Origin of the sequence: Lachnoclostridium sp. (assembly GCF_031997925.1) — a bacterium.
Taxonomy (GTDB): Bacteria; Bacillota; Clostridia; order Lachnospirales; family Lachnospiraceae; genus Lachnoclostridium.
This window is the reverse complement of record NZ_DAMADT010000015.1, coordinates 74,597-89,125: the sequence shown is the minus strand read 5'-3', so window position 1 is coordinate 89,125 and position 14,529 is coordinate 74,597. Positions and strand designations below refer to the sequence as shown.

The window sequence follows — 14,529 nt, the reverse complement described above, 5'->3', positions numbered from 1 at the left end:
TACAATCTCCTGTATCTTATCTATAAATTAAGAATTGCTTTTATCAATAGGCTACCATAAGTTGACTAAACTAGATAATACCTATTTCGATTTTTCATGTTTTAACGTTTTATTCGCAATAAAGATTCCCGCAAACAATGCAGTGATACCACCAATCAACTTACCTATAATCATTGGTAAAATCATAGTAGAATTATAACCAGCGGTAAATCCAAGGTGATCACCAAAAACAAAGGCTGCTGAAACTGCAAAAGCAACGTTTAAGATTTTACCACGGTTATCCATGTCTTTCATCATACCAAACATTGGAATACTATTTGCTAAAGAAGCTACCATACCTGCTGCCGCAACATCATTCATTCCAAGTACTTTACCAAGCCCCATTAAAGGTTTCTTAAATACTTTTGTTATTACATAAACCAGTGGAAATGCACCTGCAAGAACTATACTAATATCAGCAACTATTTTAAAGCCTTCACTAATAGGAGCCATACCTTTTATAATTGTAAGTCCAGTTAATTGTTGTACGATACCAACAGCTAAACCGAAAGTGATTACAGCTACAACGATTTTACCAAATATCGTAAATCCTTTAATCATTCCATCTTGGAATTTCCAAAGTCCAAGTGCAATTAAAATAGCAATGATAATGATAGGAATTAGGTTACTAACTATCATCATTAATGGGAATCCCGCAACTAAACCACCGAAAAATGCTCCAATAGGAATTGTAACAACACCTGCTAAAACACCGGTTGCCAAATATCTTCGATCCTCATCACGGATAATACCAAGACCAACAGGAATCGTAAATACGACAGTAGGTCCTAACATTGAACCTACAATCAAACCTCCAAACATAGCAGCTTCTGGTGTTTGTGCAAGTGCATCTGCAAGCGGTGCACCACCCATATCACATGCTAATAATGTGCCAGCAAACATCGCAGGATCTGCACCTAAAAAGCTAAATACCGGAACAATGACCGGTTTTAAAAGATCTGCAAGTACAGGTGCAAGAGCGATAATACCAACCATTGAAATAGCTAAGGAGCCAATAGCAAGAATACCTTCTTCGAATTTTTCACCAAGACCGAATTTATTACCAATAATTCGGTCGATTGCACCAAGTACTGCAAATACAACCATGATATAAACAATTATTTCATTTACACTCATGAAAACACCTCCTTATCGTTTTAATAAATTCTCTAGGATATCTCTACTCGGAGAAGGAATAATTGCTATATTTTCCTGCTCCCCTTCACTTAACAGCTGTTTACACGCGGTTATCCCATGTTCGATGCTGCTAATCGTACCTGTTATAACAAATACAAATTTTCCTCCAATGAAAAAAGCCAGATAAATTCGTAGTATCTTAACATCTGCAGCTTTTAATGCAATATCTAAGGCTCTTATACCGGTACATACTTTTCTTGTCTCAACAATACCCACAGCGTCTAACTTCTCTACAGGATCATATTTAGATCGTATTCCCTCAATGATAGCCGGTGATACTGCATGAACTTTAAAACTATCAAATAATGTTTTACCAGCTATATTCACTCCATAATCAATTGCAGTATCTACTTCTCCTTCATCCCCAGAGACAATGACGAGAAATTTTCCAGGACATATGGTTTTAAAATATATAATTTCTACCTCAGCCTTTTTTACAATGGCATCAGCCACATACATTCCCCTGCTGATACTGATAAATTCTAATGCACCGATACTTTTATTCATTTTCTTCTACCACCACTGAATCAACAATTCCAACGATTGCCGCATCAACTGGGGAACTAGGTGCTGATAAAGCATACCGAGCCGAACCTCCTCGAACAACAAGGACCTGATCTCCTGCTCCTGCACCTACTATATCCGCAGCAACTATCAACCCTTTGGTTGGCTTGGCGTAAGCATCTGTAAGTTGAACTACCAGCAGCTTATTTCCGTTTAATTTTTCATCTTTTTTAGTAGCCCAAACGCTCCCGATCACCTTGCCAAGTTCCAATTGTCTGCGCCTCCATTACATTTTTATAAATCGCATTCGATGTGCTCTTGCATAATCGAGTGCACTAGGTGTAACGATACTACCCTTTTCAATGCATATCGCTGTTTGTGATTTCACATTTAAATCCATTAAATCTTTTTCTAAAATAAGCTTTTTCTTAAGTTCTAATCGTCCTTCTGTAGCTCCGCCTATTTCCATCGTATAGGAAGTATTACTTTTAAAATCTCCTGATTGATTTCGTAGAGTTGATTGTTTTACTTGCTTTTCATAAAATGGAAATACACTTTCTGTTGTAAATAAAATGCCATAATGTTTTAAGCATTCCTCATACTCCAACAACTTGCGATAAAATGCTTTATGTGCAGTTGCCTTGTAGGAACGATATTCTAGCCCCTCCTCAAGTACAAAGATTGTTTTTCCTAGCATATGAGCGTATCGAATGGCTTCTTCTAAATACCCATCTCCACATAATAAAGCAAGACCTGCTAATTGTTTTGCAGTAACCCCGGTAATCAAAATCACCTCTGCACAGGAAACCATGGTATTAAGCTCGACTACTTTTTGGTTACCCGAAAGATCTGGAGTTAACAAATTGTATTCTTTTGTGATTACCTCCGATAATGGATAAGACTCATCCGATAATACTAACAATGTTTTTTTGTTAATGCAAGTATTTTCATACTCCGACAGACGATGAAGAACTTCAGTTATAACTTCTTCAATAATATCTTCATACATATACTCAACTCTTTTCTTATTTTCCAAAAGAACAATGCGAACATTTTACTCATCCACAATAATCATACCCTTAGTATCTTTCGTATACCCACAGGCATTCGCTTCATCATAATCAATGTGCATTGCAGTGCTAAAATTTTTATCAACTCGTATATCAACACCCTCTAGAATCATTGGTCGATCTCCAAATACTTTTACTTTTACAGAGTCACCGTTTGATACATGAAAACGTTTCGAATCTTCTGGAGTCATATGAATATGACGTTTCGCAACAATAAGTCCTTCTTTTATTTCTATTGAAACACCATTCTTAGGATTTGTTATTTTGATACCTGGTGTATCCTTAATATCACCGCTAAGTCTAACAGGCGCCTTCATCCCAAGTACTAGAGCATCCGTTAATGATACTTCAACCTGAGATTTACTCCTCTCCGGTCCTAATACGACTACATTTTGTAATGAGTTTTTAGGTCCTGTTATGGTTACTCTTTCCTCACAGGCAAATTGACCAGGCTGTGATAAATCTTTGACAGGAGTGAGCTGATAACCTTGTCCAAATAATGTGTTTAAATCCTCTCTACTTAAGTGAACATGTCTACCAGATGCTTCTACCAGAATAAATAACTGGTCTTTTAGCTCCTTTATAACTGCATCAACAATTGTTTCTATATTAATGTTTGCTTGTGCTAACATACATAGCCTCCATGCTACGACTTTTTTAGGAGTAGCGAATGGCTCAAGTTTGGCGTAGTCAAACTTGCTGAGTGAATGATCATCTTTCACTCTTCCTCCTATCTATGCTGCTTCTTGAAATACATGAAACGTGTGAAATTTCAGAATTTCTTAGTCGGCGTCTTTTGGCTCCTTAGAAGTTCTCGTCACACTTCATCATATTTTCCAGTCAAATATTTAAACATCATTATCCAGAAGAAAGATGATAAACGATTAAACGCTCTAATAATATCTTCTCTGGTTATCGTTCCATCCTCCGCTTTAAATGCTTTAAATGCTACAATTTCAGTCTTTCTTGTAAGTGTTCTTAATTTATTTAAATACGCGGTCATCTCACCATGCTGATAGGTAGGAAGGAAATGTTTCATTCCAAAATATTTACTTGGATGATACGATTGTTCACGAAGATCTTTTTCATTAAAACCCGCTAGCATAAAATCGCCTACTGCTTCACCAGTGATTTCACATTGTAATAGCTTACGAATGAAACGAATCACTTCTTCTAAATCCTTGGTTAGCTTTGGCTTTTGTAAACGTTCGGAAACGGTTTGAGCAATGATAATTTCTGATTCCAGATAATCTATTGCACCACGAAGTATAATTCGTTTATGATCTTTAAACACCAACAGATTTCCCCTAAGATGTGTCATATGCTCAGGTTTTTCATCCAAATGAACACCAAAAACTGTATCAAATCCAGCATTTGCATCAATGGAATGATTCTTTTTCTTCTCTGTCTTGTCTTCCGATTCAACTGTTTTGGCTTGATTTGAGTTATCCAAACTAGGATGATCCCGACCTAAAAGCGAAATGTTCTTTTCTAAAAGATAGGCTCTAGCAGAAGGAGTTAGTATGGTATCCTTCCCCAAATGAAATTCTCCCTTTTCCTTTAAAAGACCATCACTAACCATCTTTCGAATATCTTGTTCTGTAATTAGCGCCATTCTAACCTCACCATTATCTTAACTACCTAATACTATTGTGCCGGGTACATCCCGGCACTAGTAAGGCACATCACCAAAGAAGTTACTTTTCTTTTTCTAAGATAATAGCTATGCCTGTGTACGCGCATGAGGAAGAATTGCATCCACCTCAGAATGAGGTCTTGGGATTACGTGTACGGAAATCAATTCACCGACACGTTCTGCTGCCGCAGCACCTGCATCTGTCGCAGCTTTCACCGCACCAACATCACCACGTACCATAACGGTTACCAAACCTCCACCTACCTGTTCCTTACCGATTAAAGATACATTGGCTGCTTTTACCATAGCATCTGCTGCTTCTATAGCGCCAACTAAACCTTTTGTTTCAATCATTCCAAGTGCATTTGTATTCGACATATTGATTTCCTCCTATTATTCAGAGAACAGTTACGTGCTCATATACTATTATTCTACATTTTAATGTTTATATTAGTTGTTTCATAATTCTTTTTACAATTTCCTCTACCAATTCTGTATTCACATTGCCGTATGCACCGCAACAAGAAGATTTGGTATCACCTAGGAGATTCGTAGCATCTTTTTTAATATCTTCTAATTCTTTTACTCCAAATGCTACTCGTTTTATATTAATTAAGTCCATTGGACCAATATTATTAGATGAAGAACTTCCTCCTACGGCTCCACAGCCAAGAGTTAGTGCAGGGAAAAGATTTGTAGAGCCTCCAACGCCACCTAGTGAACCCATTGAGTTTACTATGATTCTAGAAGCTGGTACGCGTAAAGCAAATCGTTTGATTAATTCTTCGTTGGTAGAGTGCATGGTAAAGGTATGTCCCATTCCTTCAAAACTTAGTATCTCCACCACTTTATTTATAACATCATCTACAGTTTCCTCTACAAAGAATGCTAAGATTGGAGCTAATTTCTCTCTGGAATATGGAGCTTCATCACCGACTCTAGTTTCCTTTGCAATTAACACTCTTGCATTTGCTGGTACCGTTGTTAAACCGGCAAGTTTACTAATATGAGATACCGATCTACCAACGATTTGTGGATTCATCGTTCCATTGGCGCGTAAGATAAAACGTGCTAATTTTTCTGACTCAGCTTCGTTTAAGAAAAAGCCCCCTTGAGCTGCTAATTCATCTTTTACCGCCTGTTCCATACAGCGTTCCACTATTACAGATTGCTCTGAGGCACATATGGTTCCATTGTCAAATGTTTTGGAATCCATAATACGCTTTACTGCTAATTTTACATTCGCCGTTTTGTCGATGAATGCTGGACCATTACCAGCTCCAACACCTATAGCAGGTGTACCAGATGAGTATGCAGATTTCACCATTGCATAGCCACCAGTCGCTAGGATGAGGTTTGTATTTTTATGTTTCATCAACTCATTCGTAGCTTCCATTGTTGGAATGGAAATACAGGATATGGCACCTTTTGGGCATCCTGCTGCTTCAGCGGCCTCACTAACTATCTTAACTGTTTCCAAGATACATTTTTTTGCGCCAGGATGTGGCGAAAATACGATACAGTTACCTGCTTTAATTGAAATTAGAGTTTTATACATAATGGTAGAAGTTGGATTGGTGGAAGGTATAATACCTGCAACAATACCTACCGGTACACCAATTTCCATCGTTTGATTCTTTTTATCCTCGCGAAGAATACCGATTGTTTTCATATCCTTTATTGCTTCGTAGATACCCATAGAACCAAAGACATTTTTTACTACTTTATCTTGCCAGATACCAAATCCTGTTTCTTCATTTGCCATCTTAGCAAGTCGTTCTGCATTCTTTAAAGATGCCTCTGTAATTGCCTTTACGATACGATCGATTTGTTCCTGATTAAAAGTTGATAGTATCTTGTGGGCTTCCTTTGCTGTTTTTAAAAGCAAACGGACTTCTTGTATTGACATTAAATCTTTCTCTTGTAACTCCATCCGCCGTCTCCTTCTTAACTATGATTTTGCTGTGCCATAATTTGTTGAATTAACTCCTGTTTCTTTGCACTCTTATGAAGCTCTGTTAATTCCACACCTTTACTTTGTAAGATTGCACGAAGTGTATCATTACTTTTTTTCTTTAAATCATTAACGGTATAAGTCTGTTGGTCTTCCTTGTTACTTGTGATTGTACTTTCTCCAAAGACATCATCTCTTCCAAAGTTATTGTTCTGTGAAACAGAATTTATTTCATCTTTTCTATAATCTTCTTTTATAGTACTTCCTTCTTTTAAAATACTATCTTCTTTAAAAGAACTATCTTCCTTTAAAACACTGTCTTTTAAAGAACTATCTTCTCTAAGAACATTTTCTTTTAATGAACTATCTTCTTTTAAAACATTATCTTTTACAGAACTATCTTCCTTCAAAGCATTATCTTTTAAAGAACTATCTTCCTTCAAAGCATTATCTTTTAAATCACTATCTTCCTTTGGAGTGCTCTCTTTTTTCTGAGTAAATTCTTCTCTAGGATTCATTCCATCTGTTTGTACATTACCTTCTTTTTGAACAGAATCCATTGATAAGACACTCGTATCAAGAGCCTTAGAAGCATTCAAGGCACCATCTGCTTGAGAATTCGTAAATCCAGAAGAAGCACCTTGACCGCTAGGCATTACCTGTTTGTTCTTTGGTTGAAAAAGTTTGGTTCCCTTCATTAAGACATTACCAATAAGACTTTCATCTACATGTGGTATCACATGTTTTGCACGAAGCGTACCAACACGTTCTGCTGCTGCGGCGCCTGCATCTACAGCAGCTAAAACTGCCCCAACATCTCCGGTGATTTCTACGGTTAGGATTCCCCCATCTACTTTTGCTATTGCAAGTAAAGTAACGTTTGCTGCCTTAAGAGCAGAATCCGCTGCTTCAATAGCAGGAGGCAATCCAATCACCTCGATCATCCCTAATGCTTGCATCTTATTGATACTCTTTTGGTCGATCTGCTACACTTCTTACTGCTTCTGCAAATGCATTGCAGGCCGCATAGCAAGCAGATTGAGAACCTGTTAATAGTCCACCACCAAAGTTAGTTTCACTTGGTGGTCCGTAAAACTCACATAACCTTACATCTGCTGCCTTCATAGCTGCATCAAGAGCATAGATTGCTTCTAGTGGAGGAGCAATGACATAGGCAAGTGCTTCTCCTTCTGTAATTCCGGCAATTTTTGATAGATAAGAACCCGTTCTTGATACCGTATGAGCATAGTAAACGATAGAATCATCATCATTTGCACTAATAAAATAAGCATCATTTTCCATAAATGTGATACAAGCATTTAGTCCACTTCGAACCTCCGCTGGACTTGGCCCAGCTATAATGCCTATTACCTCACCTGCAAGTTTTGTATTCGCATTTGCAGCACCACCATAGAAAGATCTGGCATAAACAACTTCAACATCTGCGGCTTTTGTTGCCTCATCTAAACCTGTATAGGTTACATCATCACTATCTGCTGTTATAATTCCAAGACTCTTATGACGCTCTCCAAGAGAAAGTTTTTCTGCCAAATCCGGACTCACATTGGAAATAATCCGGACCGCTAAAATATTAGGGTGTAATTTATCATTCTTCATATGAAACCTCCATTCTGCCTCAATCCCGCGAATTTGAGCGGCAGCACAAATTCGTGTGTGAAAAATCTTTATATTTCACACTATTTCGATTCTAGCGCTTTAGCGCCTTATAATAACGATAAGCTTGATCAAAACTACATTTCATCAACCTTTTAATTCAATACCGGATGCCTTTTTATCTAACATCTTCTTAATTAGCTCTGCGGCATGAGCACCTGCCTCAACTGGTGTTGTACCACCACGGTGTATATTAGAAATTACGGTTCTTTTCGATTCTGGAACTCCATGTTTTGGCTTGTAGCAAATATAAGCAGACATTGATTCTGCTGTTACTAATCCAGGACGCTCTCCAACTAACATACAAATAACATCTGCGTCCGTCGCTTGACCGATGTCATCCATCGCTCCTACTCTTGCGTATTTAATAAAGAGAATCGGAGGTACATTAATCTGAAACATACTTAGACCTTGTTTTATTGCCGGAATCATATCTTCAACGTTTGCTTCGATTGCAGAGGAGGATAAACCGTCGCCAACTATAATCAGAACTTTTGGACTTTGTCCGCATGTTTTCTTGATTACCTCTAGCTCTTCTTTACCAAATCTACGTCCAAGATCCGGTCTTGTTAAATACTCGTCTTTATCTTTACAAAGTGTTTTTACAAATACGAAATTATTTTTCTTTATAAATTCCTCTGAGACATCAGAAAATACCGCATCTTGTGCTGCTGCATGGTCTGCTCTCACACGAAGCATCGTCATAGTTTTATATCTTGCTCCAGCTCTGCCAACACCAAGTCTTGCAGGGGTTTTACTCTTCATATGAAGATATTCCTCTTTATTTTTTGCATGATCTACTAAAAACCAAGACTTTAAATCTATTTTTGTTATATCAGGTAAGCATTCTGATGAAATTGCGGTTGCAGTTCCTTGGCCCACCGAACTTGTGGAAGGTGTACTTTTCGCATTCGTACTACCACCGCCAACCATCTGTTCCACCATTTGCTCCACCATTTTTCTTAAACTTTGTTCATCCATAAACCCAAGCTCCTTTCATAATCTGGAGATTTTGTGTAAAGCACAAATCTCCTTAGTGTGAGACTTAAATTTCCCAGCGGCGTACTCTGTCACCTTAGAATTTCTCCTCACACTTGAAAACACGTCTATAGTAGTCTGGATATTTGTGCCAAGGACGACGCAGGCACAAATAATTGTGTGATTCCCTTAACTAGAATAAGACGGAAGCATCACCGGCTAATTTTGTCAGCTTGCCCTTTTCATCAATAAAGCCCATACGAATCATCCATTCCCAGAATGGTTTGATGGCTGTTAAGCCAAACATTTCACGAAGTGCAGCAGTTTCATGAAAACCAGTAGTCTGATAGTTAAGCATAACATCATCGCCATGAGGTATACCCATAAAATAATTACAGCCAGCAGTTGTTAACAATACCGAAAGATCTTCAATCGTATTCTGATCTGCTTTCATATGATTCGTATAACAAGCATCACATCCCATTGGAATACCAGTTAATTTACCCATGAAATGATCTTCAAGACCAGCACGGTTTACCTGACGTCCATCATAGAGATATTCTGGACCAATAAAACCAACTACAGTATTTACAACAAACGGTTGGAAGCGTTTTGCAAATCCATAGCAACGTGCTTCCATAGTCACTTGGTCAACACCATGGTGTGCTTCTGAGGATAATTCAGATCCCTGACCAGTTTCAAAATACATTACGTTTGGACCTTCTGCGGTACCTTCTGATAAAGCTAACTGTCTTGCTTCTTCTAAGATAGCAGCAGTAAAACCGAAGGCTTCATTTCCTTTTTCAGATCCTGCGATAGATTGGAAGATTAAATCCGATGGTGCACCTTTTCTAATAGCATCCATCTGTGTAGTAACATGGGCAAGAACACAAGTTTGAGTTGGAATCTTAAATTTTTGTTTGATATCTTCAAACCTCTTTAATATTCGAACTACACTTTCTGTGGAGTCATCTACTGGATTTAATCCGAGAAGTGCATCTCCCGCACCATAAGTTAAACCTTCTAATAATGATGCCATGATTCCATCAGGATCATCGGTCGGATGGTTTGGTTGAAGACGACAGCTTAACGTACCAGGTTCTCCAATCGTAGTATTACAATGTGCTGTTACACGTATTTTTCTTGCACCGTATACTAAGTCCATATTTGACATTAACTTTGCAACTGCAGCTACCATCTCAGAAGTAAGACCTCTACTTATTCTTCGTATGTCTGCACCGGTTGTATTTTCATCTAATATCCATTCACGGAACTCAGCCACTGTCCAGTTCTTGATTTCATTGTAGATTTTTTCATTCACATCATCCTGAATGATTCTAGTTACCTCGTCAATTTCATAAGGAACCGCAGGATTATTACGAAGTTGCTCTAACGTTATGTTCGAGAGTACAACCTTCGCCGCCACACGTTGCTCTGCAGACTCTGCAGCAATTCCAGCAAGAGAATCTCCCGATTTTTCCTCATTTGCCTTTGCCATGACATCCATAAGTGATTTAAACTCATAGGTATGTCCAAACAATTGTGCTTTTAAAATCATAGTCCACTCCTATCTGCGTATAAACTTGTTTTAACACGCGTATCATATCGTATTTTATAAAGCTGATATCAAAGCGCTATCGCGCTAATGAAGTATATGCCAAGGACAAAGGCATTTAACTTCTAGTTGAAATGTTTATGTTTCAACTTACCTGCATTTAGGATTACCAAAATGCTTCTTTCTATTTATTAAATACCAAAGTTTTTACAACGACCGGTAGTACGGTACCTTCTGCAACCGGTTTTCCGATATCAACATAGTCTCCATTTTCTACATGAATACTATCTAGGCAGATAATATCTTTTTTATATTCAAGCATTCGATACATTGTCTGCCCCAGAACTTTAGCCATATCACTTTCCACTAAGATGATATAGGGAAGCTCATGTTCCATTAATTCTGTCATTCCACCAATCAAACCTTTTGCATATTCAGTAACTTGTATAAAGCTAGGGGTTGTGCTTCCCTCAAATGCTATCGCAACTTTTTGGAGATTGCCTTCTAACTTAAACCAATTCAGTTTCGTTATAATAGCCTGTTCCATACTCTTAGCAGACTCTTCCTCTTCTTTTGATAATTTTAAAATAGGAAGGTTTTTGATAGGGAACATATCTGTGGTATACGTTATCGTACTACCGCTTATATCCATCGTATGAGTTCCTGCACCAACTACGGTTGCTCGAATTGTTTCTACACTTTTTAGTACAGTAAGCTCTTTACATAAAGGTGATTCTTTAATGGCTTGTCCTAGTAAGATTCCTATATCACCATAAGCAAAATCATCCACTACTTCTTCTGTTCGATAAATGTAATCTGCTACTCCACCTGAAAATGTTATACTAGTAATTGGACAACCTTTCTTTATCGTTTCGTGACAGGTGAACGTAGTTTCCTGTTCTCCCTCTTTGTGTGTAATAAATAATGAAAAATCATCGTTCATCGGCCTTAATCCAACACTCTGCATTAAGGCATAAACCATTGCTTCTAAGATTGGCTGCAAATTTTCTTTTGTTGCTATTGTTCCTATGGAAAGAGAGATATTCTTTCTCTTAATTAACTCTTTCATCTTCTCTGACAGATAAGTGATCTCCCTCGAGTTTTTATCAATCTTAATCAGACGTCCGCCCACATCAAGACAACCGGTATCTTTTACTTCCCCATGTTCAAACAAGGCAAGATTACTTGTTCCTCCGCCTATATCAATATTTACGACACCGGTATGAAGTTCTTTGGAATATACATGTGCACCTGCACCCTTTCCAGAGATAATACTCTCCAAATCGGGTCCAGCAGTTGCTACAACAAAGTCACCAGCAAAACCACTTAAGGTTGTTAATACTTCCTTTGCATTTTCCTTTCTGGCTGTCTCTCCAGTAATAATAACTGCTCCTGTATTGATCTGAGCTTTGTTAATACCAGCTTTTTTATATTCTCCTTCAATAATATCCTTCACTTTTGTTCCGTCGATTTCCGTTGGAGAACGCAGCGGCGTGAAATAAATTTCACTACGATAAATAATTTCTTTGTCTACAATCACCACTTTGGGAACAGAGAAGTTGGAGGCAATATTTTCAATCATTAATTTCGAAAAAACCAGTTGTGTTGTACTGGTTCCAATATCGATTCCTACACTTAACAATTCTTCTCTCATGCTTTCCCTCATTTCTGCGCTGTTTTTTCGCATCCCAAATTTGTATGCGCAGCGCATATACAAACTGCCGAGTGAAAGATTTATCTTTCACTCTCATCTTCTTACATTAATTTAATATTCTTTGAGTCTAACTATCAATTCGTTCATGGATATAATGGAACAATTCTTCAATACCAATCTCTTCCACGGTATCGATACGAAAGATTTTTTGTGCACCAGACTGTTTTAGCTCCATTTCCACTCTCTTAATATCCTCTTCAGAATCTGCTAAGGTAACTTTGGTCACTATCCCTATGATTTCTTTCGCAAAGGTACCCGCAAAAGCAGGAGGTATATAGTTATCCCTTACCGTCGGATCTCCTAAGATTGCAATTAGTTTTGCATCCACCGCTGTCATAATTAGAGCGCGGTAAAAATTTCGATTCTCCATATATTCACCGGGAGTATCAATTGCATTATCATAAAGCTCCACTGATTGTGTTTTTTTATATTTTAATTCCAGAGCATCTAACTTCTGACAAAGTGTTGTCTTTCCACTTCCAGTCCTACCCATAAATATAATTTTCCCACTACCCATCTTAACCTCTGTTCCTGCGTACGTTATTTGCGCATATGAAATTTGTGTCGAGGATTACGCAAGCACAAAATTTCGGGTTGTAAAAATTTGATCAATCTAACATCAATTCCTGCACATACTGTGTACATGAAGTAAATATCAACCTTACCTGGCTTTGTTCATATATTACGTCCTTGTAATTGCGGCAGGAGTAAATAAAAGTTGTCCAGATAATACAGATACTACATCTCGAATCGCTGATTCAACAGAACTAACATCTCCAGTTATTACTAATGCACCACTGAAACGGTCTATAAAACCAAGTCTTACATCAGATGCTTTGGTAGCAATATCCGCAGCAACGATAGCTCCCTCACTGGGTGTGATTGTCATAATCCCAATTGCATTGATTTCGTCAGATATTAAGCCTAGTTTTTGATAAATATCTCCAGTTGGATTTGCAATAATATGGGCAAGCGTAATCTGTTTACCAGGCACGAACTCCTGAACGATTCTTTGCTTTTCATCAATTTGTATCATAAATCCTCACCACCATTTCTTGCCTTATGAAATTTTATGAATGATTTCAGAAATATCTGAAATGCTAGCCACACGTGGATTGGTTATAATACAAGCATCTTTCAGTGCACCTTCGGCAATCGCTTTCTTTTCTTTTAAAATGACCTCGGTACTTATGTCGCATTCCTGTAGTTTGGTTGGCATCTTCATTCGCTGCATCATTTTTGTGATCTCACTAATTAAATTTTTAACACTTAACCTTACTGTGCTACCAGATACACCAATCAGTTTTGCTATCTTTGCGTATTTTATTGCTGCTTCCGAATAATCCTTTGGCGTAAAACCAGTTATGTTACTGTTATATTCAATAACATGCGGAAGTAAAATAGCATTCGTTCTTCCATGAGGTACATGAAGTTTTCCACCAATGTTGTGCGCAATTGCATGATTTAAACCAAGGGAAGCAAGGTTAAATGAGATTCCAGCAATGCACGATGCATTATGCATTCTTTCCTTTGCTTCAATATCCTCCGAATTTTCATAAGATCTTAAGAGATATTGAAATACTAAAGAAATTGCCTTTTCCGCAAATGCATCGGAGAAATCAGTTGCTTTTGTAGAAACATAAGCTTCTAATGCATGGGTTAAAACATCCATTCCTGTATCTGCTACAATTGCAGGAGGTACTGATTTCACAAGAATTGGTTCTAATATCGCTATATCCGGAATCAAGGCATCGGATACCAATGGATACTTAACCCCTTTTTCCGTATCTGTAATAACAGCAAAGGAGGTTACTTCCGAACCGGTTCCACTTGTTGTTGGGATTGCGATAAATTGCATTTTCTCTAACTTCCCTATTTCCCTAGAAAAATGCATGATTGCTTTAGCTGCATCAATCGAGGAACCACCACCCAGCGCAACAACAGCATCAGGTTTAAAAGCTGTGACTTCCCCTACACCTTTCACCACTAATTCCATTGGTGGATCAGGCACAATATCGCTAAAAACTTTAAAAGACCCCTCCGCTAAATATTTGGTGATGGAATCAATCATTCCGGATTTCACCATAAACGGGTCGGTTACGATAAAAATTTTCTTTTGTCCCAGGGATTGCAAATATTGCAAAGCTTCCTGTCCAAATATGACTTTCGTTTTCAATTCGAATGTGTTCATTTGTCATCACCTTTTTT

At 37.8% G+C, this 14,529-nt stretch carries 16 protein-coding genes; all 16 read right to left on the bottom strand.

Translation table 11 applies throughout. The features are described 5' to 3' along the window. Positions 1-81: 81 nt before the first annotated feature. The 16 genes from eutH to RTP52_RS11340 all read right to left on the bottom strand — a co-directional run bounded on the left by eutH (position 82) and on the right by RTP52_RS11340 (position 14,512). Complete coding sequence (gene eutH, locus RTP52_RS11415; RefSeq protein ID WP_312371378.1) at positions 82-1,176, bottom strand: ethanolamine utilization protein EutH; 1,095 nt, start codon at positions 1,174-1,176, stop codon at positions 82-84. A 12-nt stretch (positions 1,177-1,188) separates the two neighbouring features. Then, a complete protein-coding gene (locus RTP52_RS11410; protein WP_312107586.1) occupies positions 1,189-1,743 on the bottom strand; it encodes a BMC domain-containing protein in 555 nt (184 codons plus the stop codon). After that, the gene (locus RTP52_RS11405) at positions 1,736-1,996 is read right to left on the bottom strand and encodes a EutN/CcmL family microcompartment protein (RefSeq protein WP_330694485.1); all 261 of its coding nucleotides are present in this window, start codon (positions 1,994-1,996) and stop codon (positions 1,736-1,738) included. Before RTP52_RS11405 ends, RTP52_RS11410 begins: the two co-directional genes overlap by 8 nt. A 30-nt stretch (positions 1,997-2,026) precedes the next feature. Next, positions 2,027-2,749: a hypothetical protein gene (locus tag RTP52_RS11400; RefSeq protein ID WP_312371374.1), complete on the bottom strand. Its 723-nt coding sequence runs from the start codon at positions 2,747-2,749 to the stop codon at positions 2,027-2,029. A gap of 45 nt (positions 2,750-2,794) precedes the next feature. Then, positions 2,795-3,532, bottom strand: coding sequence for an ethanolamine utilization phosphate acetyltransferase EutD (gene eutD / locus RTP52_RS11395; RefSeq protein ID WP_331661401.1), 738 nt, complete (start codon positions 3,530-3,532; stop codon positions 2,795-2,797). A 95-nt stretch (positions 3,533-3,627) separates the two neighbouring features. Beyond that, positions 3,628-4,425 (bottom strand): cobalamin adenosyltransferase, encoded by a 798-nt coding sequence (locus RTP52_RS11390; RefSeq protein WP_312107055.1) that lies wholly within the window; start codon positions 4,423-4,425, stop codon positions 3,628-3,630. A 108-nt stretch (positions 4,426-4,533) separates the two neighbouring features. Beyond that, positions 4,534-4,824: an ethanolamine utilization microcompartment protein EutM gene (gene eutM / locus RTP52_RS11385; RefSeq protein WP_312107053.1), complete on the bottom strand. Its 291-nt coding sequence runs from the start codon at positions 4,822-4,824 to the stop codon at positions 4,534-4,536. Positions 4,825-4,891: 67 nt separating this feature from the next. Further along, the gene (locus RTP52_RS11380; protein ID WP_312371372.1) at positions 4,892-6,379 is read right to left on the bottom strand and encodes an acetaldehyde dehydrogenase (acetylating); all 1,488 of its coding nucleotides are present in this window, start codon (positions 6,377-6,379) and stop codon (positions 4,892-4,894) included. 14 nt (positions 6,380-6,393) lie between these two features. After that, positions 6,394-7,359, bottom strand: a complete 966-nt coding sequence (locus RTP52_RS11375) for a BMC domain-containing protein (RefSeq protein ID WP_312371370.1) — start codon at positions 7,357-7,359, stop codon at positions 6,394-6,396. A gap of 1 nt (position 7,360) precedes the next feature. Continuing rightward, the gene (gene eutL, locus RTP52_RS11370; protein ID WP_312371368.1) at positions 7,361-8,017 is read right to left on the bottom strand and encodes an ethanolamine utilization microcompartment protein EutL; all 657 of its coding nucleotides are present in this window, start codon (positions 8,015-8,017) and stop codon (positions 7,361-7,363) included. Between the two features lie 144 nt (positions 8,018-8,161). Next, positions 8,162-9,055: an ethanolamine ammonia-lyase subunit EutC gene (gene eutC / locus RTP52_RS11365; RefSeq protein WP_312104479.1), complete on the bottom strand. Its 894-nt coding sequence runs from the start codon at positions 9,053-9,055 to the stop codon at positions 8,162-8,164. 190 nt (positions 9,056-9,245) lie between these two features. Beyond that, positions 9,246-10,610: an ethanolamine ammonia-lyase subunit EutB gene (locus RTP52_RS11360; RefSeq protein WP_312104476.1), complete on the bottom strand. Its 1,365-nt coding sequence runs from the start codon at positions 10,608-10,610 to the stop codon at positions 9,246-9,248. A gap of 181 nt (positions 10,611-10,791) precedes the next feature. Next, positions 10,792-12,261, bottom strand: coding sequence for an ethanolamine ammonia-lyase reactivating factor EutA (gene eutA / locus RTP52_RS11355; protein ID WP_312371364.1), 1,470 nt, complete (start codon positions 12,259-12,261; stop codon positions 10,792-10,794). A gap of 127 nt (positions 12,262-12,388) precedes the next feature. After that, on the bottom strand, positions 12,389-12,838 hold the full coding sequence (locus RTP52_RS11350; protein WP_312104472.1) for a EutP/PduV family microcompartment system protein: 450 nt from the start codon (positions 12,836-12,838) through the stop codon (positions 12,389-12,391). Between the two features lie 165 nt (positions 12,839-13,003). Further along, the gene (locus RTP52_RS11345) at positions 13,004-13,357 is read right to left on the bottom strand and encodes a BMC domain-containing protein (RefSeq protein ID WP_330694295.1); all 354 of its coding nucleotides are present in this window, start codon (positions 13,355-13,357) and stop codon (positions 13,004-13,006) included. A 24-nt stretch (positions 13,358-13,381) separates the two neighbouring features. Further along, positions 13,382-14,512, bottom strand: coding sequence for a 1-propanol dehydrogenase PduQ (locus RTP52_RS11340; protein WP_312104469.1), 1,131 nt, complete (start codon positions 14,510-14,512; stop codon positions 13,382-13,384). Positions 14,513-14,529: the final 17 nt, after the last annotated feature.